We start from the raw sequence: 23,985 nt of genomic DNA on the forward strand, positions 1-23,985 counted from the left end.
ACTCAAATCCGACGCCGCGTTTTTGCGAACCTCTCTCCAGATTTAATGGTCAGATCCCGGCATGAGCGAATTCGTTGCAGCGCTGCCGATGTATGACTGGCCGCAAGTGCGCCGCGAGGTCGACGACCAATGGGCACTGCTGCGCGATGCCTTCCGTCAAGGGGGGATAATCGATGCGCCGGAGACCGTCATTCGCCGCAACGGCGATCTGCCGCCAGTGCCGGGCGGCATTCATAGTGCCACCGGCGTTCTGATCGCGCCCGACCCCGCGACATTGCCGCCGGACGCGCTCGATTTTCACCAGCTCTGGCTGCATCCCGCACTGCTGTTCGCGCAGACTTGCTGGGGGCCAATGGAGCTTGGCCTGGCCAGCCATGTGCAGGTTGTCGGCCAGCCGAGCTATGACGTCTACGAAGGCGGCCAGGGCGAGCTTTATTCGAGCGCGCTTGTCATGCGGGCGGACGGCAAGGCGTCCGTGCCTGCGCCTGCCAATGGCAGGCCCGTCATCCCGCTCGATCTGATCCGCGGCAAACGCTTCACCTTCAACAGCCTCGATTCGATGTCCGGTATCATCGCGCCGACGCGCGACCTGGAGGCGCTGGGCGAAAGCCTTGATGTGTTTTCCTCGCGCAGCGAAAGCGGCGGACATCGCGCTTCGATCGTCGCCGTGGCCGAGGGCAGGGCCGATGTCGCGGCGATCGACTGCGAGAGCTGGGCGCTGGCGCAGCGCTTCGAGGGGGCCGCCCGGCAAGTGAAGGTCGTCGGCTGGACGGGCCTGCGCAAGGGCCTGCCCTTCATCACCGCGAAAACGACGCCGGAAAAAACGGTTGCCGCGATGCGCGAGGCCCTTGCCGGCTTAGCCGAGCAGCCTCGCATCCAGCGGATAGGTTGAAAGCTTTTCGTTGCCGGTGCCGGTGACCAGGATCTGTTCCTCGATCTTGACACCCTCGCGCCCGCCGAGCCTGCCGATATAGCTCTCCACGCACAGCACCATGCCTGGCTCGACCACGCCGTCGGGCGTATCCGATGTCCAGTCGTCGGCATGCGGCAAGGTCGGGTATTCGTCCGCCAGCCCGACGCCATGGTAGAGCACACCATAGCGGATCGGGAAACAGTCGCCGGGCGGCACCGCCGAGCGGTCGACAAGGTCGCGGAAGGAGGTGCCCGGCTGTATCAATTCGGTATTGTGCGCGATCTGGTCGGCAGCGATGCGGAAAAGATCGCACTGTTCGTCGGTTGGCTTCACATCCCCGCACAGCCAGGTGCGCGACAGGTCGGCGCAGAAGCCGTAGGGGCCGATCAGGTCGGTATCGAAGGCGACGAGATCGCCCGCCTCGATGAGGCGCGAGGAGCATTCCTGGAACCATGGATTGGTGCGCGGGCCGGATGCCAGCAGCCGCGTCTCGATCCATTCGCCGCCGCGGGCAATGTTGCCGCGGTGCAGTTCGGCCCATAATTCATTCTCAGAGGTGCCGGGCTTCAGCGCCTGTTCCATCTCGCCCATTGCCGCCTCGCAGGCGACGATGGCGCGGCGCATGGCAAGGATCTCGTCCGGGGATTTGACCAGCCGCGCATTCTCCATCACCGCTTCGCCATTGCCGATGGAAATGCCGAGGCGCGCAAGTTCCTCGACGCCTTCCGGGTTGATGTGGTCGACCGCGATGCGGCTGTTGCCGCCGCCATGTTCCCGCACCAGATCGGCGATTCCGGCCGCCCAGCGGCGGACTTTCTGCTCGGTGAGCTCGCCGCTGTAGAGATACATCCACGAGACGGCGGGGCGAACCTCGTCGACGACGCCGGAATGGTCCGACAGATGTTCGCAGGAGAAATAGTCGAACAGCACCACCGGCCCTTCGGTGGCGACGAAACAATGCCGTGTCGGGTTGTGCGCCACCCAAAGCTGCATGTTCGTGGAATCGGCCGCATAGCGGATGTTGACGGGATCGTAGAGCAGCGCGCCGGCGTAGCCCCGGCGCCTCAGCTCCGTGCGGATGCGCTCCAGCCGATATTTGCGCATTTCGGCCAGGTCGGGGGCGGCAATGCCTGCCGCCGCCCATTCCGCTTCGGCTGTCGCGCCGTAGCCCAGCACATGCTGGTTGAGATCAGCCGCCTTCCGGCGGGAGGCCTCGCGCAGCGCCTCGATCGAGCCCGGCACAAACGGCATGATCTTGCGGTGGCGGCCGAAGCTCCCCTTTGGCGCCGCGCTGTCCATGGCGAAACCTCAGCTCCGCATCTTCTCGCCGCTCGGGTCGAACGGCGCCTCGACATTGATGCGGGCCGGACGGCGATGGCCGAGGATTTCGATCTCGAACAGGCCGGCACTTTCATCCTCGGCCAGCGCCGCCGGCACGTAGCCCTGCGCCATCGACTTCTGGATATAGTGGGCATAGCCGCCGGAGGTAACCCAACCGACCACGCGCCAGTCGCCGTCGACGATGCCGCGCACAGCGGACGCGCCTTGCGCCGCCTTGGAGCCCCGAACTTCCTTGCCGGCTGCATCGAAACGCGGCGCGCCAAAGCCATGCGGCTTTTCCACCGTGCCATAGTCCTTGCCGACCTTGGCCCAGATCGGCTCGTCACCCATCACATCGGCGTCGGCCGCCTCGACGATGAAGGACACGCGGCGCAGCTTCGGTCCTTCAGCCCGTTCCCTGGCGGCCGCGTCGCGGCCGATGAAGTCGTTCTTCTCCAGCTTGATGAAGCGGTCCATCGAGCCTTCGAACGGTCCGTAGATCGGCCGCAATTCGCGGAACCAGGTCGGGAAGTTCTTTTCCAGGCGCATCGAGAGCAGGGCGCGCATGCCGAAATCGACCAGCCCGAATTCTTCGCCTGCGTCCTTGATCGCCTTGTAAACCAGGCGCTGATAGGCTGGCGCCATCCAGATCTCGTAGCCGAGGTCGCCGGTATAGGTAATGCGGTTGACCATGCAGGGGGCGCCGCCGACCGCCATTTCGCGGAAATCCATGAAGCGGAAGGCCTTGGTCGAGATGTCGACATCGACCAGCTTCTGCAGGAGGTCCCGCGACTTCGGTCCGGCAATCGACAGGCCGACAAGCGTCTGGTCGAAGCGGTGGATGCGTACCTCTGACGCGCTTGGACCATCCTTCGGCAGGTGCTTTTCGAACCAGCGCATGTGATATTTCTGCGCGGCCGACGAGCCCCAGATCATGAAGCGGTCTTCCGCGGCCTTGGCGATGGTGAAGTCGCCGATCAGCTTGCCGAATTCGTTGATCATCGGGGTCAGCACGATGCGGCCGGCCTTCGGCATGCGGTTGGTCATCAGCCGGTTGAGGAAATCCTCCGCCCCCGGTCCGGAGACCTCGTATTTGGCGAAGTTGGCGATTTCGGTGACGCCGACGCGCTCGCGCGTGGCGCGCACTTCCTCGCCGATCGGCCCAAAATCGTTGGAGCGGTGGAAGGACACGATATCCTTCGGCTCCTTGCCCTTCGGCGCGAACCACAGCGGCGTTTCAAGGCCCCAGGAGTCGCCCATGACGGCGTTGTTGGCGAGCATGGTGTCATAAAGCGGCGTCGTCTGCGCCGGGCGCGCTGCCGGCAGTTCCTCGTTGGGGAAGCGGATCGAGAACCGGCGCGAATAGTTCTCGCGCACCTTGGCGTTGGTGTAGCGCAGGCTGGCCCATTCGCCGAAGCGGGCGACGTCCATGCCCCAGACGTCGAAGCCGGGATCGCCATGCACCATCCAGTTGGACAGCGCCAGGCCGACACCGCCGCCCTGGCTGAAGCCGGCCATGACGGCGCAGGCGCACCAGAAGTTGGTCAGGCCCTGCACCGGGCCGACCAGGGGATTGCCATCCAATGCGAAAGTGAAGGGACCGTTGATGATCTGCTTGATGCCGGCCTTCTCGATGCCGGGGAAATGCTTGAAGCCGACCTCCAGCGACGGCGCGATGCGGTCGAGGTCGGGCTGCAACAGCTCGTGGCCGAAATCCCAGGGCGTGTTGACCGGCGACCACGGCTTGCACGCCTTTTCGTAAGTGCCGAGCAGGATGCCGTTGCGCTCCTGGCGGGTGTAGATCTCGCCCTTGAAATCCATCACGCCGATCATCTCGCGGCCGGTCGATTTGTTGAATTCCTCGACCTCCGGCATGGGCTCGGTCAAGAGATACATATGCTCCATGGCGAGCACCGGCAGCTCGAGGCCGACCATGCGGCCGATCTCGCGCGCCCACAGGCCGCCGCAGTTGACGACATGCTCGGCGTGAACCGTGCCTTGTTCGGTGATGACGTTCCAGGTGCCGTCGACCTGCTGCGTCAGTTCGACGACGCGGTTGCGCAGCACGATCTCGGCGCCGAGTTTCTTCGCCGCTTTCGAGTACGCAATCGTCGTGCCGGACGGATCCAGATGGCCTTCGACCGGATCCCACATGGCGCCGACGAAATTCGTCTCGTCCATCAGCGGGAACATCGCCTTGGCCTCGGATGGCGTGATCAGCTCGGTATCCATGCCGAGATAGCGGCCCTTGGCATGGGCAAGCCGCAGGAAGTCCATGCGCTCGGGCGAGTCGGCCATCATCACGCCGCCGGTCAGGTGCAGCGAACAGGACTGGCCGGAAAGCTCCTCGATCTCCTTATAGAGCTGCACGGTGTAGGCCTGCAGCTTGGCGACGTTGGGATCGCCGTTGAGCGTATGGAAGCCGCCCGCCGCGTGCCAGGACGAGCCGGAGGTGAGCTCCGAGCGCTCGATCAGCATGATGTCTGTCCAGCCGGCCTTTGCCAGGTGATAGAGCACCGAGCAGCCGACGACGCCGCCGCCGATGACAACCGCTTTTACATGGGATTTCATGAAGCTAAGTCCGTTTTTGAAGAGATTGAATCGGGTGAGTGCGGTATGAAAACAAAGCGGAGGTCGGATGCAGCGATGTTTTCGACCAGCCTGTCGTCGAGCGCGGCGAGGATGGTTTCGCACACGGGAGTACGGTGTTTCAGGACTTCATAGCTCCAGAGGCGCAGGATCGAGTAGCCTTGGGCGCGCATGAAATCGTCACGGCGGCGGTCGTAGGAACTGTCGGCGTGCTGTGAGCCGTCGAGCTCGACGATCAGCCATTTTTCGCGGCAACAGAAGTCGGCGTAATATGGTCCGATAGAGAACTGTCGCGTGAACTTGTAGCTACCAAGTTTGCGGGTTTTCAGCTCGAGCCAAAGCAGTGCTTCGGCCTGATTGTTGCCTTGCCTGAGTTTCCTGGCTCTCTGGGTTGTAACTGACTTTCGGCGACTGCGGGTTTTACGAGCGGCTTCCCCCACTCCGTCGCTGCTTCGCAGCGCCACCTCTCCCCCCTCCGGAGGGAGAGGAAGGGAGCCAGCCCGGCCAAGTCCGCGCCCTTCCTCTTCCCCGTCGATCGGGGGAGAGGTGTCGAGCGCAGCTCGACGGAGTGGGGGTCGACCGTTCATCGAATCCATACGCGTGATCAGTTCATCAACAACGCAGACGATCAAAAATCGGTCGGCGCGCCGCCTTCGGCGCGGCGTTTCTGGACGAAGGCGTTGAGCTCTTCGCGGATCGCCGGGTCCATGTAGGGCTCGTCATAGGAGGCCAGCCGCTCCTTCCATACCTTGTTGGCCTTTTCGAGCGCCGTCGGCGAGCCGGCTTCGGCCCAGGTCTCGAAATTGCGCCAGTCGGACAGGATCGGCGAGTAGAAGGCGGTCTTGTAGCGATCCTGCGTGTGCTGTGTGCCGAAGAAGTGGCCACCGGGGCCGACCGACTGGATGGCGTCGAAGCCAAGCGCCTGTTCGGACAGGTCGAGCGGGGTTAAGAATTCCGCCACCATCTGCAACAGGTCGATGTCGAGGATGGTCTTCTCGTAGGAGCAGCGCAGGCCGCCTTCGAGCCAGCCGGCGGCGTGCATCATCAGATTGCCGCCGCCCTGGATGGCGCCCCACAGCGAGAACACGCTTTCATAGGCGGCCTGCGCGTCTACCGTGTTGGCGGCGCAAGTGTTGGAGGTGCGGTAGGGGATGTTGTAGCGGCGGGCGAGCTGGCCGCCGACGAGCTGCGCCTTCATATATTCGGGCGTGCCGAAGGCGGGCGCGCCGGACTTCATGTCGACGTTGGAGGTGAAGCCGCCATAACCGACCGGCGCGCCCTTCCGAACCATCTGGGCAAACGCGATGCCGGACAGCGCCTCGGCGTTCTGCTGCACCAGCGCGCCGGCAATGGTCACCGGCGCCATGGCGCCCGACAGGGTGAACGGCGTGACGATGACGACCTGGCCCTTGCTCGACATCTGGATGATGCCTTCCATCATCGGCACGTCGAGTTTGAGCGGCGAATTGGTGTTGATGATGGTGAAGACGGACGGTTCTTCGAGCAACTGCTCGTGGCTGATGCCGCGCGCGATGCGGGTGATCTCGATGCCGTCGACATTTCGTTCCTTGCCGAGCGAATAGATGTGGAACACCTTGTCGGTCAGCGTGGCGAGGTCGCGGATGCATTCGAGGTGGCGGACGGAGGGATGGATGTCGATCGGCTCGACCGGATAGCCGCCCGTGCAGTTCAGTATGTTGTGCATCTGCGCCAGGCGCAGGAAATTGCGATAATCCTGCTGGTTGCCGGGCCGGCGGCCACGATCGATGTCCGAGCAATTGGGCGCCGAGGCCATCATCGAGATGATTAGGTTGTCGCCGCCGAAGCGCACATTGTGCGCGGGGTTGCGGGCATGGATAGTGAATTCAGGTGGGCAGTGCGACACCAGATCGAGGATCATGTCGCTGTCGAAGCGCACGCGCTCGCTACCTTCGCGCACGTCGGCGCCATGTTCCTTCATGATGCGGCGGGCTTCGTCATGCAGGACGTCGACACCGATCTCCTTCAGCACCCGCAGCGAGGCCAGGTGGATCGATTCCAGCTCGTCGTCGGAAACCAGCTTGGTCGGCTGGAGCGGGATTTTCAGCTGGCGGAACGGCGGCTGCTCGAACGCGGCCGAGCCGCCTGCGCGTTTTCCGGCGCGGCCGCCGCGGCGGGCACGATCGGTTGCCAATGCCGGTTCGGCGGGTTGAAGGGCGGCGGTCATGAGGGGCCTCGTACGATGCGAAAGTGGGCGGCATAATGGACCGGCGGCTGTCCGGCCATTGCGGAGGCGGCGACCACTAGAGCGAGGGAAGCGACATGCCGGAACGGCAGCTGCGTGGTCCCGAGGCGGGCCCGCGGATAAGGGGGCGCCATTCGTTGCAGTATCGTCTTTTGCTTCTGATAAACTTGTGCGTCGAATATCTCCGGAGGGAGAGCCATGCCTGACGTCGTCAAAGTGCGTGCCGCCACCAACAACGAAGTCGCGTTCCTCTCCTGGGACCTCGACGGGATGATCCCGGGCTGCCTGGGCTTCGAGATCGTTCGCCTCTATCCCGACACCGGCGAGGAGCGTTGCCTGGCTTCCTGGGTGCCCTTCAAGGGACAGCGCAACAAGGATTGGATCCCCCAGGATACCGGCGTCTGGCCGGTGCAGAAGACATTCTGGCGCGATCTCACTGTCCGGCGGCGCCGCGACAGCCTGGATGTCAGGCCAGACGGCCAAATGATAGCCTACCGGGTGCGTCCGGTCGGCGACATGAAGGCCGGGCTCGATCCCGTGCCGGTGCGCCCGGAAAAGACCTATACCGGTCCAGCGCGGCCGCTGGGCTATCTCGGCCGGGGCGCGGTCAGTCCGCCGATCTTCCTCGGCCAGATGTTCGGCAAGGCGCGCGTCGCCTTCACGAATGGCGTGCTGTCGACGCAATGGATGTCGCGCGCGCTGGCCGAGGCCGGCATCAAGGTCGGGCAGCGCGACAAGATCAGGGCTGTGCTGCAGGATCCGACCAGCAAGATACGCGCCTACCTGCATGGCGACGTGCCTGATGTGCTGACCAGCCTGCTGAAGCGGGCCAAGGCCGAGGGCGGCACGGTCAGGCTTGCGCTCTACGAGCTTGGCGACGACGAACTGTGCGACGCAATCATTGCCGCCAAGGATGTCGTGGAGGTCATTCTTTCCAACTCGGGCAGGGATGACCAGACGAAGGCCTGGGACGCTGGCAACGCGCCTTACAGGAAGCGGCTGCACGACGCAGGCGTCGCGGTGACGGATCGCCTGTTCAACAACAACCATATCGGCCACAACAAGTTCGCCGTCTATCGCGATGCCCAGGGCAAGCCACAATCGGTGATGACGGGCAGCACCAACTGGACCTCGACGGGCATTTGCGGGCAATCCAACAACGCCTTCATCCGCGACGACCCGGCGATGGCCGAGATATTCGACGCCTACTGGCAGCGCATGAAGGCCGACCTGTTCCCGCCGCCGGCCACGGAAAGCGCCGCCGGCCATGTCGCGCAGACGCAAGGCGTGCCGTTTCGCAGGGAAAACCACAGGCCAAACCCGCTCAACGGCGCCACGGCGGCGCTGGACGGCATGACGGTGTGGTTCTCGCCCAATGATCCCGAGCGCAACAAGAAGGACATCTCGGTGCGGCCGGTCGATCTCGAGGACCTCTTCGTCCGCATCAAGGCAGCCAAGCGCGCCGTGCTGTTCCTGGTGTTCAATCCTTCGCGGCTCGGCGACAATTCGATCGTCGACCAGGCGGTGGCGGCGGCAAGGGCCGATCCGAAGCTGATCGTGCAAGGGGCAATCAGCGATGAGACCGCCATGCCCAATTATGTCGCGCCGACCAAGGATCCGGTCACCCATAAATCAAACAGGGACGGCAAGTCGCCCTTCGTCTATCCGGAGAAGGTCTGGGAGGCGCCGAACGTTTCCATCGTGCGGGCGGCGAACCTGACCGGCGCCACGATCGCCCGCGATTTCCAGGCGGAGGTGCTGACCGTCGGCCATGCCATCGTGCACGACAAGATCGTCATCATCGATCCGATGGAGGACAACGCAACGGTCGTCACCGGCAGCCACAATCTCGGTTATAAGGCTTCCTACGAGAATGACGAGAACATGGTGATCGTCGAAGGCGACAAGACCTTCGCCGCGGCCTATGCCGTGCATATGCTCGACGTGTTCGACCACTACAAGTTCCGCGCCTGGCGCAGGACCATCGGCAAAGGCCCTTCGGATGACGATGGGCTCTCCATCGACGACAAGTGGCTGAAGCCTTACGCGCAAGGCAGGAAAGGCGCGATCGCACGGTATTTTCCATAGTGCTGCCGGCAGGTGCTGACGGCTTTTGACGCGAGCCTTCCGGTGCACGGCGCCGGCCGTTGGCGCAGGCGGATTTCGCTGTCCGGCCCTTCCTTTCCCGGGATCGAACCGGTAGCTGATGGCTTGCCGATCCGCAGGTCGGCGATTCACTCAGGGAACGGCAGCATGGTCGCGACCGGCTCGAGCCAAGGCGAAGCGGCAACGCAGTGGGCAGCGCTCGCCGGCGTCACCGCAGCGCTGGCGATGTTCGGCGCCGCGCAAGGGCTGAGCTCGCCGCTGTTCACGCTGCTGATGCAGAAGCAAGGCATGTCGCCGGGCCTGATCGGCCTGTCGGCGGCGATGATGCCGGTTGGCTTGATCCTGTCTGCCTCGTTCGTGCCCGCCGCCGTGCGGCTGGTCGGCGCCCGCACGCTCGCCGTCGGCTGCTCGCTGATCGGTGCGCTGTGCTTCCTGGGCATCGGCTATCTGCAGGACTGGGTGGCGTGGTTCCTCCTCCGTTTCCTCATCGGCGTGGTCATCAACCCGCTCTATATCCTCGGCGAGGTGTGGGCGCTGTCGCTGGCGCCGCCGGCGCGGCGCGGCCGGGTGATGGGCGTGTTCAACACGCTGATGGGGGCCGGCTACGCGGCCGGGCCTTTCACACTGACCCTGCTCGGCACGTCCGGCTGGGCTCCCTTCAGCGTCGGCATTGGTGGTTTCGTGCTCTGCGCCGTTATTCTGCGCCTTGTCTCCTCAAAGCTCACCGGTTTCGAGGATGACGGCCAGCCAGCCGGCAGCTTTATCGGTTTTGCCCGGCTGGCGCCGGCGCTGCTGCTGGCGGTGCTGGTCTCGGCAGCGGTCCAGCAAAGCACCTATGCGCTGGTTCCGGTCTTCGGCGCCGGCTATGGCTTGCCGGAAGCCGTGCTCGCCGCTCTGGTGATGGCGTTATCCCTGGGCAATATCCTGCTGCAGATCCCGCTCGGCCTGCTCGCCGAACGCTTCGGCGGCCGCCCCATGATCCTGGCCTGTGCGGTGGCGACCACCGTTTGCGCGCTTCTGCTGCCGCTGCTGATCACGACGCCGCTGATCTGGGCGGTGCTGCTGGTGATGGGAGCGGTCGGCTATGGCGTCTACACGATGGCGTTGGTGGAACTCGGCAGCCGGTTCAAGGGCTCGCTGCTGGTCACCGGCAACGCCGCTTTCGCCTTGTTGTGGGGCGTTGGCGGCATTGTCGGTCCGCCCAGCGCCGGTCTGCTGATGCAGGCGATCGGGCCTTTGGGATTGCCGGCGGTGATCGTCGGCCTGGACGCGCTGCTGGTCGCCTTCGTGCTCTACAGATCGGCCAGCCGCAGAGGCTCCTGACAGGGTTTGGCCGGAACAAGCGTGGGTTCGGGCTTTGGGGCTTACGGCTGTCGGGTCGAAACGCTAAGCCTGCAGCCGAGAGGCGATGTGGATCATGGACCGGGTGGAACCGAAGCGCGACGATACGATGCAGTGGGCAGCGATCACCGGTGTGATCGCAACCGTGTCGGTGTTCGCCATCGCGCAGGGACTGTCCTATCCGCTCTTGAGCTTCATCCTGCAGCGGCAGGGCGTTTCGCCTGTCATGATCGGCCTGTCGGCGGCGATGACGCCGATTGGCTTCATCGTCTCGTCGCCGCTCATCCCGTCACTGGCGCGGCGGTTCGGGGCAGGGCGCACGGCGCTGACCTGCGCGGCGCTTTCGGCGGTCGTGCTGGCGCTGATCGGCTGGACACAGAACGTCTATCTCTGGTTTCCGCTGCGGTTCCTGATCGGCGCGGTGACCAATCCGCTCTATGTCTTAAGCGAAATCTGGGTGATCGCGCTGGCGCCGCCGGCCCGGCGCGGCCGCATCATGGGCGTCTATTCCACGATCATCTCGGCCGGCTTCGCCGCCGGGCCGCTTTGCCTGCTGGCCGTCGGTACGGAGGGCTGGCCGCCATTCCTGGTCGGCATTTCCGCTTTCATCTTCTGCGGCGGGTGCCTCGCCCTGGTGGTCGGGCGCCTGCCTAAGGTCGACGAAGCCGGGCATCGGCTTTCGGTGATGGGCTTCATGCCGCTCGCCTGGCTGCTTTTGTCGGCAGTAATCGTGGCTGCCGGCTTCGAGCAGGCGGTGCTGGCGCTGCTGCCCGTCTACGGCACGCATTATGGCATCGCCGAGAACCGCATGTCGGCGCTGTTGTCGACGATGATCGCCGGCAACATCGCCATGCAGGTGCCGCTCGGCCTGCTGGCCGAGCGGCTGACGGCGCGCCTGGTGCGGTTCATCTGCCTGGTGCTGACGCTGCTCGGCTGTCTGCTGCTGCCGCTGTTGATCGAAACGCCGCTGGTTTGGCCGATGATCTTCGTCTGGGGCGCGGTGTCCTACGGCATTTATACGATGGCGATCATCGAACTCGGCGAGCGTTTCGGCGGCTCGGCGCTAATTGCCGGCAATGCCGCTTTCTCCCTGATGTGGGGCGTCGGCGGCATCCTCGTCCCGCCGCTTGCGGGCGGCGTGATGGACGGGATCGGCGCGAGCGGCCTGCCGGTGACGCTCGGCGCGATCTGCCTGGCGCTGGCGGCTGCGACCGTCATCCGGCGGCGGATCGTGTGACGGCCTGAAGCGATCTGCCGCGATGACGCGGCTTCAACACCTTGAATCCGGCGCCCTTTGACGCGATGTAGGCAGGGCCGCCCCCCGATTTCCCGGAGACCCCCATGACCATTTCGACGACAAAGCCTGGCTTGGCGACCGATGATCCCTTTCTTTGGCTGGAGGAAAGGACGAGCAAGGAGGCGCTCGACTGGGTACATCGCCAGAACGAAGTCACGGTGGGGCAATTGCAGGGCGATCCGTCCTACCAGGCGTCGTTCGAAACCGCGCTCGATCTGATGACCGCCGAGGACAACATCGCCGTCGGCTCCGCGCTCAACGGCTATGTGTATAATTTCTGGCAGGACAAGACCAATGTGTTGGGCCTGTGGCGCCGCACGACGGTGGCTTCCTACAAGACCGACAGACCGGACTGGGAAACCATCATCGACTTCGACCAGCTCGCGGCGAAGGAGGGAGTGAAGTGGGTGTTCGGCGGCGCCAACCGGCTCTACCCCGATTTCAACCGCTGCCTGGTTTCGATGTCGCCTGATGGCGGCGACGCCAGCGAGATGCGCGAATTCGACATCGCCGCCAAATCGTTCGTCGAGGACGGTTTTCGCGCGCCCGCTTCCAAGTCCGGCTTCGGCTGGCTCGACAAGGATACGGTGATCGTCTCGGCAGCCTTCGAAGAGGCCGACAAGACCGAATCCGGCTACCCGCGCGTCGTCAAATTGTGGACGCGCGGCACGGACCTTGAAGACGCGACGCCGATCTTCGAAGCGCAGAAGGAAGACCTCGCCGTCGGCGCCGGCCTGGAGTTCGATGGCGAGAAGCGGCATTTGTTTCTAACGCGGACGCTCAACTTCTTTGCATCGCACAGTTTCCTGCGTCTCCCGTCAGGTGAAAACAGACGCATTCCGTTGCCTGACGACGTTACCGACACGGCGCTCTTCAAGGACCAGATGGTGTTTGGCGTGCGTACGCCTTGGACGGCGCCGGATGGAACGGCCTGCCGGCCGGACGGGCTCTATTCGTTCGATTTCGCTCATTGGATCGAGACCGGCAGTTTCGGCGCCATCGAGACCTTGCTCGCGCCGGCGCATCGCGTGTCCATCGCCGCTCTCGCCAGGACGCAGGACCACCTGTTCATCAGTCTGATGGACAATGTGCGCGGCAAGGTTGTGGCCTGCGAACGCAGGGAAGGCGCCTGGTCGCTGAAACCGGTCGCATTGCCGGAAAACGGCACGGTAGGCATCAGCCATGCCGAACATTTCGGCGCCAGCGTCTCCTTCTCTTTCACCGATTTCCTGACGCCGAGCTCGATCATCTGGTCCGACGACAATGGCGAGACGCTCGCCACAGTGAAGTCGCAGCCGTCGCGATTCGATGCTTCGCAGCTCGTCTCGGAACAGTTCGAGGCGCGCTCGAAGGACGGCACGATGATTCCCTATTTCGTCGTCAGGCGGCGTGACCAGAAGGGCCCGGTGCCGACGCTGCTCTACGGCTATGGCGGCTTCGAAGTGCCTTTGCTGCCTGGCTATGCCGGCGTGCGCGGCAGGCTGTGGCTGGAGAAGGGCAATGCCTATGTGCAGGCCTGCATCCGCGGCGGGGGCGAGTTCGGCCCGGCCTGGCACCAGGCAGCGCTCAAGGGCAACCGGCAGAACGCTTTCGACGATTTCGCGGCGGTCGCGCAGGATGTCGTCAGGCGCGGCATTGCGACAGCTGCCTCGCTCGGCATCCAGGGCGGCTCGAATGGCGGCCTGCTGACGGGCGTCTCGTTGACGCAGCATCCGGAGCTGTTCGGCGCCGTGATCATCGAGGTGCCGCTGCTCGACATGCTGCGCTACACCGAATTGCCGCCCGGCGCGTCGTGGATGGCCGAATATGGCGATCCGTCGAAGCCGGAAGATGCGACCTGGCTGGCCGCCTACTCGCCTTACCAGCATGTCGAGGCCGGTGCCTATCCGCCGGTGCTGCTCACCACCTCGACCGCCGACGACCGGGTGCATCCCGGCCATGCGCGCAAGATGGCCGCCCGCCTGCAGGAGGCCGGCCACGCCGGGACGCTCTTCTTCGAAGAGACCGAGGGCGGCCATGGCGGCCGCGGCGACCGCCGGCCGCAGGCGGCACAGGCCGCGATGAAGTACGTTTTCCTGCAGAGGACGCTGGGCGGGAAGGGCTGAACCGAAAGCCTTCGGACCGGAGCGAAGGGTGGTTCACCTCGAACCTTCTTTGCTCTAAGGTGCCTTCATGGCTCCCGTGGTGACATTGGCCGGCCTTTTCGGGGTTCGGGCATTTGGGGGCGCGGTGACGCCGTCGCTGCGCACGTTGCGCGCCGAGCTTTTGCGGCTTTGCGCCCGCATAGGCTATTCGCCACCCGCTATCCTCTGAAGAATCCGCCCCGGCGCAGCCGGATTGGTTCCAGAGGAAGATCAGATCCATGACCTATCAAAATTATTCGCTGAAGCAGCTTCAGCAGATCGACGCCGCGCATCATCTGCATCCGTTCACCGACCATAGGGAATTGCGCGAGGCCGGATCGCGCATCATCACCCACGCCAACGGTCCCTTCATCTACGATTCCGAAGGGACGGAACTGCTCGACGGCATGGCGGGGCTGTGGTGCGTCAATATCGGCTATGGCCGCGACGAGCTCGCCGAGGCTGCCTATGCGCAGATGAAGGAGCTGCCTTACTACAATTCCTTCTTCAAATGCTCGACGCCGACGCCTGTGCTTCTGTCGAAGAAGCTGGCGGAGATCGCGCCGAAGAATGTCAACCAGGTGTTCTATGGCTCGTCCGGCTCGGAAGCCAACGACACTGCGCTCAGGCTCGTGCGCCACTATTGGGTGCTCGAAGGCAAGCCGCAGAAGAACCGCGTCATCTCGCGCAAGATGGCCTATCACGGCTCGACCATCGCCGGCACGTCGCTCGGCGGCATGGACGCCATGCACAAGCAGCTCAACGGAGAGGTGCCCAACATCGTCCATGTGATGACGCCGTACGCCTATGAGCTGTCGCTGCCGGGCGAGAGCGATCATGATTTCGGCCTGCGCGCGGCAAAGGCGGTCGAGGACGCCATCCTCGAAGCCGGCGCCGACAAGGTCGCCGCCTTCATTGGCGAGCCGGTGATGGGAGCTGGCGGCGTGAAGATACCGCCGGCAAGCTATTGGCCCGAGGTACAGCGCATCTGCCGCAAATACGATGTGCTGCTGATGCTGGACGAGGTCATCACCGGCTATGGCCGCACGGGCGAATGGTTTGCCGCGCAGACGCTTGGCATCCAGGCCGACACCATCACCACCGCCAAGGCGCTGACGTCGGGCTACCAGCCGCTGTCGGCGCTGCTGGTCGGCGATCGCATTGCCTCGACGCTGATCGAGAAGGGCGGCGAGTTCAATCACGGTTATACCTATTCCGGCCACCCCGTGGCTTGCGCCGTGGCGCTGAAGAACCTGGAGATCATGGAGCGGGAGGGTCTGGTCGACCGCGTCAGGAGCGACACCGGGCCCTATTTCGCCAAGGCGCTGCAAGAGCGCATCGCCGGGCACGAGCTGGTCGGCGAGGTGCGTTCGATCGGGCTGATGGGTGCGATCGAGATCGTCAAGGACAAGGCGACCAAGGAGCGGTTCCTGCCGGCTGGAAGTGCCGCGGTGACCGTGCGCGACCATGCGATCGCCAACGGCATGATGCTGCGCGCCACCGGCGACACGATGATCCTATCACCGCCGCTGATCTGGACCCGCGACACGATTGATATGGCCTGCGAGCGTATCGGCAAGGCGCTCGACCTGGCGCAAGCGGATCTGCGCAAACGGTAAAAGAAATGGCCGGGCGTTCGTGATCGAGACGCCCGGCCGTCGATGACCCAATGCCGATACCAGGCGCACCGAGGGTTCCGGTCGCCGGCGCTATCGGTTACAACCCGCCAAGGCAGTTTTGCCGACGGGGGACGCGATGGCCGGACAACCGCTCAACCAGCCCGCCGAAATCCCGGCTGAGCTCGATCGCTGGAATTGGGGCGCCTTCTTCCTCAACTGGATCTGGGGCATCGGCAACTCCACCTTCATCGCCCTGCTGGCGCTGATCCCGATCGTCAACATCGTCATGATCTTCGTGCTCGGCGCGCGCGGCAGCCGCTGGGCATGGCGGAACCGGGCGTGGCGCGATGCCGAGCAGTTCCGCAGAACGCAGCGCAACTGGGCGATCGCCGGTCTTGCCGTCTGGGTGCTCAGTATCGGAGGCTGCGCGACGATGGTCGGCGGCATCCCTTTCATGATCAAGAACAGTGACGCCTATCGCATGACCATGGAGGTCATCCGCGCCGATACCCGGGTGAAAGCCGCCATCGGCGACGACGTGACCGCCAATTTCTGGGTCGGCGGCCATCTCAACGTCAACGCAAACGGGACGGGTGACGCGCAGTTCAGCATTCCCATCCACGGCACCAAGGGAAAGGGCACGGTGTTTTCGCATCTTGTTCGCAATGCAGGCACGTGGAGCATGCGCCTGCTCGTGGTCCGGGTCGATGGCGCCGATGCCCCGATCGTGCTGACCAATGAAGATCACGTGCCGATCCCGAACGCGGCAATCGGAATATGAGGGATGTCGGATCCTGGAACGCAAAAACCGCGCCCCACCGGGAACGCGGCTTTGCCAGATACGCTTGGCGTTTCGCTACGCAAACACTTGGCGAAACTTACGGGCTCCGGCACGCGAGACCTGATCCGGAGCGCCGGGCGGACGCGATATCCGCCTCGCAGTCCGTTTTATAGGGACATCGTTACCGCGGAGTTATCGAGAGCTTAAGCAAACCTAAATTTTGCGGTTCTCCGGCGGGGCGTACGAAAGAAAGACGAGCTTTATCAATCGCTTATTGATTGACGCCGCGCAGAAAATTTATGATCCCGGAAAAATCGGCGCCGGCGTTCCCTTGCGCGTTGAACAGGCCGTAGAGCTGTGTCGCTTCGGCGCCAAGCGGTGTCACCGCGCCCGCGGCTTGCGCGGCTTCCTGCGACAGCTTCAAATCCTTCAGCATGAGCGCGGCGGCGAAGCCGGGCTTGTAGTCGCGGTTGGCGGGCGAGGTCGGCACCGGGCCGGGCACCGGGCAATAGGTGGTCAGTGACCAGCACTGGCCTGAAGAGGTCGAGGCAACGTCGAACAGGGCCTGGTGCGCCAGGCCGAGCTTTTCGGCCAGCACGAAGGCCTCGGCGACGCCGATCATCGAAATGCCGAGAATCATGTTGTTGCAGATTTTGGCCGCCTGGCCGGCGCCGTCGCCGCCGCAATGGACGATGCGCCCGGCCATGGGCTTCAGGATCGGCTCGGCGGCGGCGAAGGCATCGTCCGAGCCGCCGGCCATGAAAGTCAGGGTGCCGGCGGCGGCACCGCCGGTGCCGCCCGAGACCGGCGCATCGACCGACAGCAGGCGGTGCCTTGCGGCAATGGCATGCGCCTTGCGCGCCGACTCGACATCGATGGTCGAGGAATCGATGAAAAGCGCGCCCTTCTTTGCCTTGGACGCGATCTCTTCGTAGACCGACAGGACATGCTTGCCGGCGGGCAGCATGGTAATGACAACATCCGCATCTTTCACTGCGGTCAAGGCATTGGCCATGATCGTAACGCCATGTTCTTTGGCGACGGTGAGGTTTTCGGACACTAGGTCGTAGCCGTGCACGGCATACCCCGCTTTGACCAGGTTCGCCGCCATTGGATTGCCCATATTCCCAAGGCCGATGAAGGCGATTGTGGTCATTGTGTCTCTCCCGGAGTTTGCACGCTTCAGCGACCGATCAACGCGCGGGCGATGATGACGCGCATGATCTCGTTGGTGCCTTCGAGGATCTGATGCACACGCAGGTCGCGCACCAGTTTCTCGATGCCGTAATCGTGCAGGTAACCGTAGCCGCCGAGCAGCTGCAGCGCATCGTTGGCGACGTTGAAACCGGTGTCGGTGACGAAGCGCTTGGCCATTGCCGACCATTTCGAGGCATCCGGTGCCTTGCGGTCGAGCTTGGAAGCGGCGGCATAAAGAAAGATGCGCGCCGCCTGCAACTCGGTTTCCATATCGGCCAGCCGGAACTGCAGCGCCTGGAACTGGTTGATCCTGGAGCCGAATGCCTTGCGCTCGGCCGTGTAGGACAGCGCCTTGTCGAGCGCCGACTGGGCCCCGCCAACCGAACAGGCGGCAATGTTCAGCCGGCCGCCATCGAGTCCGGCCATGGCGATGCCGAAGCCGGCGCCTTCGCCTGACAAAAGGTTTTCGGCCGGCACCTTGCAATCCTCGAAAATGACCTGGCGGGTCGACTGCATATGCCAGCCCATCTTGTGCTCATTGGCGCCGAAGGAGAGTCCCGGCGCATCTTTCGGCACGACGATGGTGGAAATGCCTTTCGGTCCCTCGGCGCCGGTGCGCACCATGACGGCATAGATATCGCTGTCGCCGGCGCCGGAGATGAACTGCTTGGCGCCGTTCAGCACGTAGTCGCCGCCGCTCTTCACCGCCCGCGTCTTCAATGCGGCAGCGTCGGAGCCGGAACCCGGCTCGGTCAGGCAATAGCTCGCCAGCCATTCCATGGAGGTGAGCTTCGGCAGGAAGCGCTGGCGCTGGCCGTCGTCGCCGAAACGGTCGATCATCGAGGCCACCATATTGTGGATCGAGATGAAGGAAGAAAAGGCCGGGTCGGCGTGGGACAGCGCTTCGAAGATCAGCACGGCGTCGAGCCGGCCGAGCGCGGAGCCGCCGACATCGTCCCTGACATAGATGCCGCCGAGGCCCAGCGGGCCAGTCTCGCGGATCACGTCGGCGGGGAAATGCTTGTTGCGGTCCCAGTCTAGCGCATTCGGCGCGACGCGATCGGCGGCGAAGGCCTGAGCCATCTCCTGGATGGCGCGCTGGTCCTCGTTGAGTTCGAACTGACTGGTGCTCGCATCGACCGCGGCGTCCATGGCGTGCTCCCTATATGCTGGCCAGCTGGCTCGCTGGCCTGTCGTTTTTGGCTTTGCGCGCGCACCAATCTAGACCAATGATGCCGCCGCGCAACCCGAGCCGCCGCGGAGCGGCTGTGCGTCAATGCATGCCCGGAGCAAGATGTGACGACAAAATTCGATGAGCTGCTAGAGCGGTTCCACGCCTATCTCGCTTCCGTGGATGACTTCCTGGTGCAGGATGCGGTGGCGCGCATAGGGTGGGATATGCCCGCCCGCGAGCTTGAACCGCACCCACTCGGCTGCCTGCGCCATCTCGATCGCGCCGCCGAATTGACGCCGGCGCGGACCAAGCAGCTGGTGCAATTTCTGGCGCAGGAGCGCGGCGAATTGCGCTGGGGCCAGACCTACGGCGAGTCGGATTTCGGCAAGGCGTTCATCGACAATTATGGCTGGCTCGAAGTATTCGGCACCCGCGGCCACTTCGCCAACGACGAGGTCGCCGCCGGCGTGCTAATCCTTGGGCCTGATATCGTCTATCCCGACCACCATCATGTCGCCGAGGAGATCTATATCCCGCTGACCGGCGGCACCGAGTGGCGCATGGGCGAGGACAGCTTTCACAAGCGAGAGGCCGGCGAGGTCATCCACCACGCTTCTAAGGTCAATCACGCCATGCGCACCGGCAAGGAGCCGTTGCTGGCGCTCTATATCTGGCGCGGCGGGCCGCTGGCGCAGAAATCCACGATCACCGGGACCGCGACGCAGGGCAGGGGCTGAGCCATGGCTAAAGCCATTATGCTGCAAGGCACGGGTTCGGATGTCGGCAAGACCGTGCTGGTCGCCGGGCTGTGCCGCGCCGCAAAAAAGCGTGGGCTGAAGGTGCGTCCGTTCAAGCCGCAGAACATGTCGAACAATGCCGCTGTCGCCGATATTCCCGGCGACAACAGGGCTGGCGGCGGCGAGATCGGCCGCGCGCAATGGCTGCAGGCGATCGCCTGCGGCGTGCCGCCATCGGTTCACATGAACCCCGTGCTGCTCAAGCCGCAGACCGATGTCGGTGCGCAGGTCATCGTGCAAGGCAAGGTGTTCGGCGAGGCGCGGGCGCGCGACTACCAGGCGCTGAAGGGCCGGCTGATGGACGCGGTGCTGGACTCCTGGGGCAAGGTCGGCGAGGGCGCCGATCTCGTCATCGTCGAGGGCGCGGGCTCACCGGCCGAGATCAATCTCAGAAGCCGCGACATCGCCAATATGGGCTTTGCGACGCGTGCCGATGTGCCTGTCGTGCTGGTCGGCGACATCGACCGCGGCGGCGTCATCGCCTCGGTCGCGGGCACGCATCTGATCCTGCCGGAGGAAGACCGGCGCATGATCGTCGGCTATCTCATCAACAAGTTCCGTGGCGACGTGTCGCTGTTCGACGACGGCATCAACGCGATCGAAGCGTTCACCGGCTGGCGCTGCTTCGGCGTCGTGCCGTGGCTGAAGGCCGCTGCCCGGCTGCCCTCGGAGGATTCGGTGGTGCTGGAGCGGCTTGCCTCCGGGGAGGCGCGTGCGCTGAAGGTGGCGGTGCCGATGCTTGGCCGCATCGCCAATTTCGACGATCTCGACCCGCTCAAGGCCGAGCCGCAGGTGGAAGTGGTGTTCGTGCCGCCTGGAAAGCCGTTGCCGCAGGATGCGGGACTGGTGGTCATTCCCGGCTCGAAGTCGACGATCGGGGATCTGCTGAAATTTCGCGAAAATGGCTGGGACCGTGATCTTCTCGCCCATCGCAGGCGCGGCGGCCATGTCGTCGGCATTTGCGGCGGCTTCCAGATGCTTGGCCGCATCGTGCGCGATCCCGACGGCATCGAGGGCAGCGTCACCGAAGCGGAAGGGCTTGGCCTGCTCGACATCGAAACAGTGATGGAACCGGAAAAGACGGTGCGCAACGTCAGCGCCCGCTCGGTGCCGTTCGATCTGCCGCTCGAAGGCTACGAGATCCATCTCGGCCGCACCACCGGCCCGGACATGCTGCGGCCGTCGGCGATCATCAATGGCGCCGAGGACGGTGCGGTCTCGGCGGATGGCAAGGTGGTCGGAACCTACATGCACGGCCTGTTTGGCGCCGACGCCTTTCGAGGGAGGTTCCTCGAAAGCCTCGGCGTCAAGGGCGGCGGCATCGACTATCGCGCCGAGGTCGAGAGGGCTCTCGACGAGGTCGCGGCCCAGTTGGAGAGCCATCTCGACTGCGACGCGATCTTTTCGCTGGCGCGGTAGCTAGTTGGCCATTTCGCCTGCCTTCGGCCAGTAGGTGCCAAAGGACCAGACATTCTCCTCTGGGTCGCGGCAGATGAATTCGCGGCTGCCATAGTCGCGGTCGGTCAATTCCTGGAGGATCGTGGCGCCTGCCCTCTTCGCCTTGGCGTAGGCGGCGTCTGCGTCGTTGACGGCGATGTAGATCGACTTGCCGCCGCCTGTGCCGGGTTCGCCGACCATCTTGCCGTAGTCATCGTCGCGCGCGCTGCCGAGCATGATCATCGAGGAGCCGAAGACCAGTTCGGCGTGATGCACGACATCGCCTTCGCCGTAGCGGGCACGGATGCTGAAGCCGAAGGCTTCGCACAGCCAGTCAATCATTTTTGCCGCGTTCCTGTAACGCAAGGCGGGGTAGAGGCGAGGGGCTTCAGGTGATGCGGGCATGGTAACCTCCTTCATTCAGGCTGGTCGATGAACCCAGTCTGAGCGACAGCCGTTCCGGCGTCTTGAAGAAATGTTACCCGAGGCTTCAGGCCTGTGCCGAACCCTCGATCGCGGTCGGTGTCTCGCCGGCAAGGTCGCGGAACTCACGCACCAGATGCGCCTGGTCGGCATAGCCGCAATCGGCCGCGATGTCGGCCCAATCGCCAGCTTGCTGCCTCGACAGGCCAAGCGCACGGTTGAAGCGGACGATGCGCGACAGCGTTTTCGGGCCGATGCCGGTCGCGTCCGCGAATTTCCCCGCCAGATGCTTGCGGCTCCAGCCCAGCCTGTCGGCCAGTGACGAGACGCGCACGCGGCCGCCGGAGGCGAGGATCCTGTCATAGGCCCAGGCAACCCCGGCCTGCGTTTCCGGCGCATCGGCCAGCCGGGCGGCGACGAACATCTCGACAAGGGCAAAACGTTTGCTCCAGTCCGCCGCGTTGCCAAGCCGCTCGCGCAAGGCGACGCCTTCGATGCCGAGCACATCGTCCAGGCTGACCATGCGGTCGGTCAACCCGCTCATCGGCTGGTCAAAGAACCGGCGTGCGCCAAGTGGGGTGAAATTGACCTGGACGCAGCAGGCGCCGCCGAAGGATTCGATCATCACGGGTCCGGCATAGAGGCCGGCGGCGAAACTGGCGAAGCGATCATTGTCGCTGGGCGGCTTGCCAAGGCCGATGGCGAAAGGTTCGGCGAAGCTGATGACCAGAGGCACGGTAAGGAAGGCATATTCGACATTGCGGTAATGGCCGGGCGCCGTTTCGCGATAACCGCAAATGTCTGACACAATGCCCGCGAGGGCAGGGCTGGGAAGGCGCCGCCGCATCTCGAACCGCCCGGGGACTGACCGGTCCTGTTCCTGCTGGCATGGCATCTCGATTGGCATCGACAGGACTCTAGCAGAGCCCGGACCCGAATCAAAAGCGCCCGGCTTTTGGCCGGGCGCTCCGAATTGCCTGAGATTTGAATGTCAGGCGCGCCGCGCATCAGGCAGCCGCCGGCACGCACGAGGTAAGCAATGGGCACGATCCACACCGACGCGAGTGGATGAACGAAAGAGGCCGAGGGCGGCGAGAATGCCGATGAGGCGATGACAAGGGAGATGATGAAAACAATCTCGGTAGGTGCGCTGAGATTCATGTGCGGGTCCTCTCCTCGACATGATTCGAACAGCGGCATTCCATCAGGCGCGCGGGTCACACACCAATCAGGACGCGCAGGGGGTTCGCCGGGTCGGCCAGGAGCTTCGCCGCCAGAGCGACGCAGACGATGACAAGCAGCGGCTTGATCAGCCTGGCGCCGATGCGCATGGCCAGGCTGGCGCCGAGGCGGGCGCCGAGGAACTGGGCGACGCCCATCATCAGGCCGATCTTCCAGGAGATGACACCGACCGCGGCGAAGACGACGAAGCCGCCGATATTGGAGGCGAAGTTGAGCAGCTTGGTGTGGGCCGTCGCCTTGAGTACGCCGTAGCCGGCAAGCGCGACGAAGGCCAGCATGTAGAAGGACCCGGCACCCGGCCCGAACAGGCCGTCGTAAAAGCCGATGGCCGGCACCAGCGTTATCCCGAACAGGAAGGGCGTCATACGTTCGGCGCGGTCAACGTCGGTCATGTTGGGCTTCAGAGCGAAATAGAGCGCGATGGCGATCAGCACCAGCGGCAGAAGCGCCCGCAGCAGATCGCCGGGCACGACCGTTGCCAGCAAGGCGCCGACGGCACCGCCGGCAAGCGCCAGCAGCGCAGAAGGCAGTTGCCGGCGAAGGTCGACATGGCCTTTCGCGGCATAGTGGATGGTCGCAGATCCCGAGCCGAACATGCCCTGCAGCTTGTTGGTTCCCAGCGCCTCGACCGGCGAGAAGCCGGCCAGCAGCAGTGCGGGAATAGTGATCAGCCCACCGCCGCCGGCAATCGAGTCGACAAAGCCCGCGGCAAAACCGGCGAAGGCGAGCATGGCGACGGATTCTAAGGTGAAGTCGATCATCAGGGAGAAATCAAGCCAGAGATGCTCCGGCTTCGATCACGAACACCCCGTTTGCGCAAGACCGATTTCACGCTACTTCTATCCAAGCGCGTCGCGCCTGGATTTCGCGTTGTGCTGTCATTATCCCAAAACCGCTGCGCTTTTTTGGGCTACATGGATTAGAGGAATCGGCAAAGGGGCTCCCGATGGCATTCGAACTGCTCGACCAGATACGCTCGATCTTCGATGGCGACCCCGGGGTGCGCAAGGTGGCGGACGACCCCGTGTTGTCGGCGGAACTTCTGATGCTGTTCCGCATGATCCTGGCTGACGGAACGGTCAGCGAGAGCGAGATGGTTGCCTTCCGGCGCATCTGCAAGGATGCCTTCGGCATTCCGGAAACCAGCATCGACGCCGTCATCGAATATCTCAACGAATTCGGCTACGAAACCAATGGCTCACAGGCCATCGCGCTGTTCCGCGACCTCGATGTCGAGCGGCGCAAGCAACTGGCGCAGCATATGGCCGAGATCGCCAAGGCGGACGCGCAATTGGCCGAGACCGAGGTGCGCCTGCTGCGCCGCACGCTCGACCTGCTCGACATCAGCCCGGTCGACGTGGTGAAATCTGAGCAGTAGGTTGATGGGATCCCAGCCGGGCCG

General features: G+C 64.2%; 20 protein-coding genes. 11 read left to right on the forward strand and 9 right to left on the reverse strand.

The annotated features are described in order from the left end of the window. Window positions 1-61: 61 nt before the first annotated feature. Window positions 62-892, forward strand: a complete 831-nt coding sequence (locus FJ959_RS17605) for a PhnD/SsuA/transferrin family substrate-binding protein (protein WP_140631098.1) — start codon at window positions 62-64, stop codon at window positions 890-892. On the opposite strand, the gene FJ959_RS17610 is transcribed toward FJ959_RS17605, so the two are convergent. The 4 genes from FJ959_RS17610 to FJ959_RS17625 form a co-directional block, all read right to left on the reverse strand. Continuing rightward, window positions 857-2,212 (reverse strand): Xaa-Pro peptidase family protein, encoded by a 1,356-nt coding sequence (locus FJ959_RS17610; protein WP_140631100.1) that lies wholly within the window; start codon window positions 2,210-2,212, stop codon window positions 857-859. The two genes, FJ959_RS17605 and FJ959_RS17610, sit on opposite strands and share 36 nt — an antisense overlap. Window positions 2,213-2,221: 9 nt before the next feature. Next, window positions 2,222-4,804: an FAD-dependent oxidoreductase gene (locus tag FJ959_RS17615; protein WP_140631103.1), complete on the reverse strand. Its 2,583-nt coding sequence runs from the start codon at window positions 4,802-4,804 to the stop codon at window positions 2,222-2,224. Further along, entirely contained in the window at window positions 4,801-5,286 is a 486-nt protein-coding gene (locus tag FJ959_RS17620) for a DUF559 domain-containing protein (RefSeq protein WP_140559626.1), read from the reverse strand. The genes FJ959_RS17615 and FJ959_RS17620 overlap by 4 nt, the downstream gene beginning before the upstream one ends. A gap of 164 nt (window positions 5,287-5,450) precedes the next feature. Further along, entirely contained in the window at window positions 5,451-7,028 is a 1,578-nt protein-coding gene (locus FJ959_RS17625; protein ID WP_140521093.1) for a trimethylamine methyltransferase family protein, read from the reverse strand. Window positions 7,029-7,244: 216 nt separating this feature from the next. Here FJ959_RS17625 and FJ959_RS17630 point away from each other — a divergent pair, with 216 nt between their 5' ends. From FJ959_RS17630 to FJ959_RS17660, 7 genes are all read left to right on the forward strand, one after another. Further along, entirely contained in the window at window positions 7,245-9,134 is a 1,890-nt protein-coding gene (locus FJ959_RS17630) for a phospholipase D-like domain-containing protein (protein WP_140631105.1), read from the forward strand. A 165-nt stretch (window positions 9,135-9,299) separates the two neighbouring features. Continuing rightward, on the forward strand, window positions 9,300-10,475 hold the full coding sequence (locus FJ959_RS17635; RefSeq protein WP_140631107.1) for an MFS transporter: 1,176 nt from the start codon (window positions 9,300-9,302) through the stop codon (window positions 10,473-10,475). A 94-nt stretch (window positions 10,476-10,569) separates the two neighbouring features. Beyond that, window positions 10,570-11,730, forward strand: a complete 1,161-nt coding sequence (locus tag FJ959_RS17640; protein ID WP_140631110.1) for an MFS transporter — start codon at window positions 10,570-10,572, stop codon at window positions 11,728-11,730. A 104-nt stretch (window positions 11,731-11,834) separates the two neighbouring features. Then, window positions 11,835-13,895 carry a prolyl oligopeptidase family protein gene (locus FJ959_RS17645; protein WP_140559630.1) on the forward strand — a complete coding sequence of 687 codons (2,061 nt, stop codon included), beginning with the start codon at window positions 11,835-11,837 and terminating at the stop codon, window positions 13,893-13,895. Between the two features lie 67 nt (window positions 13,896-13,962). After that, complete coding sequence (locus FJ959_RS17650; protein WP_140495676.1) at window positions 13,963-14,103, forward strand: capsid protein; 141 nt, start codon at window positions 13,963-13,965, stop codon at window positions 14,101-14,103. 49 nt (window positions 14,104-14,152) lie between these two features. Further along, a complete protein-coding gene (locus FJ959_RS17655; protein WP_140559631.1) occupies window positions 14,153-15,532 on the forward strand; it encodes an aspartate aminotransferase family protein in 1,380 nt (459 codons plus the stop codon). 136 nt (window positions 15,533-15,668) lie between these two features. Beyond that, window positions 15,669-16,313 carry a cytochrome c oxidase assembly factor Coa1 family protein gene (locus FJ959_RS17660; protein WP_140564137.1) on the forward strand — a complete coding sequence of 215 codons (645 nt, stop codon included), beginning with the start codon at window positions 15,669-15,671 and terminating at the stop codon, window positions 16,311-16,313. A gap of 271 nt (window positions 16,314-16,584) precedes the next feature. On the opposite strand, the gene mmsB is transcribed toward FJ959_RS17660, so the two are convergent. Together mmsB and FJ959_RS17670 are read right to left on the reverse strand one after the other, a co-directional pair. Then, window positions 16,585-17,469, reverse strand: a complete 885-nt coding sequence (gene mmsB / locus FJ959_RS17665) for a 3-hydroxyisobutyrate dehydrogenase (RefSeq protein ID WP_140631112.1) — start codon at window positions 17,467-17,469, stop codon at window positions 16,585-16,587. Window positions 17,470-17,495: 26 nt separating this feature from the next. After that, on the reverse strand, window positions 17,496-18,662 hold the full coding sequence (locus tag FJ959_RS17670; RefSeq protein ID WP_140564135.1) for an isobutyryl-CoA dehydrogenase: 1,167 nt from the start codon (window positions 18,660-18,662) through the stop codon (window positions 17,496-17,498). A gap of 144 nt (window positions 18,663-18,806) precedes the next feature. On the opposite strand from FJ959_RS17670, the gene FJ959_RS17675 reads away from it, so the two are divergent. Together FJ959_RS17675 and FJ959_RS17680 are read left to right on the forward strand one after the other, a co-directional pair. Continuing rightward, window positions 18,807-19,421, forward strand: coding sequence for a dimethylsulfonioproprionate lyase family protein (locus FJ959_RS17675; protein WP_140517255.1), 615 nt, complete (start codon window positions 18,807-18,809; stop codon window positions 19,419-19,421). A 3-nt stretch (window positions 19,422-19,424) separates the two neighbouring features. After that, complete coding sequence (locus tag FJ959_RS17680; RefSeq protein WP_140631115.1) at window positions 19,425-20,900, forward strand: cobyric acid synthase; 1,476 nt, start codon at window positions 19,425-19,427, stop codon at window positions 20,898-20,900. On the opposite strand, the gene FJ959_RS17685 is transcribed toward FJ959_RS17680, so the two are convergent. From FJ959_RS17685 to FJ959_RS17695, 3 genes are all read right to left on the reverse strand, one after another. Further along, window positions 20,901-21,323: a VOC family protein gene (locus tag FJ959_RS17685; protein ID WP_140555065.1), complete on the reverse strand. Its 423-nt coding sequence runs from the start codon at window positions 21,321-21,323 to the stop codon at window positions 20,901-20,903. Between the two features lie 85 nt (window positions 21,324-21,408). Beyond that, the gene (locus FJ959_RS17690; protein ID WP_140631117.1) at window positions 21,409-22,248 is read right to left on the reverse strand and encodes an AraC family transcriptional regulator; all 840 of its coding nucleotides are present in this window, start codon (window positions 22,246-22,248) and stop codon (window positions 21,409-21,411) included. A gap of 310 nt (window positions 22,249-22,558) precedes the next feature. Beyond that, window positions 22,559-23,344 (reverse strand): TSUP family transporter, encoded by a 786-nt coding sequence (locus FJ959_RS17695; RefSeq protein ID WP_140517245.1) that lies wholly within the window; start codon window positions 23,342-23,344, stop codon window positions 22,559-22,561. 185 nt (window positions 23,345-23,529) lie between these two features. Here FJ959_RS17695 and FJ959_RS17700 point away from each other — a divergent pair, with 185 nt between their 5' ends. Next, window positions 23,530-23,961, forward strand: coding sequence for a TerB family tellurite resistance protein (locus tag FJ959_RS17700; protein ID WP_140495687.1), 432 nt, complete (start codon window positions 23,530-23,532; stop codon window positions 23,959-23,961). The last annotated feature ends 24 nt before the right edge of the window (window positions 23,962-23,985 follow it).

The organism is Mesorhizobium sp. B2-2-4 (assembly GCF_006442375.1).
Taxonomy (GTDB): domain Bacteria; phylum Pseudomonadota; class Alphaproteobacteria; order Rhizobiales; family Rhizobiaceae; genus Mesorhizobium.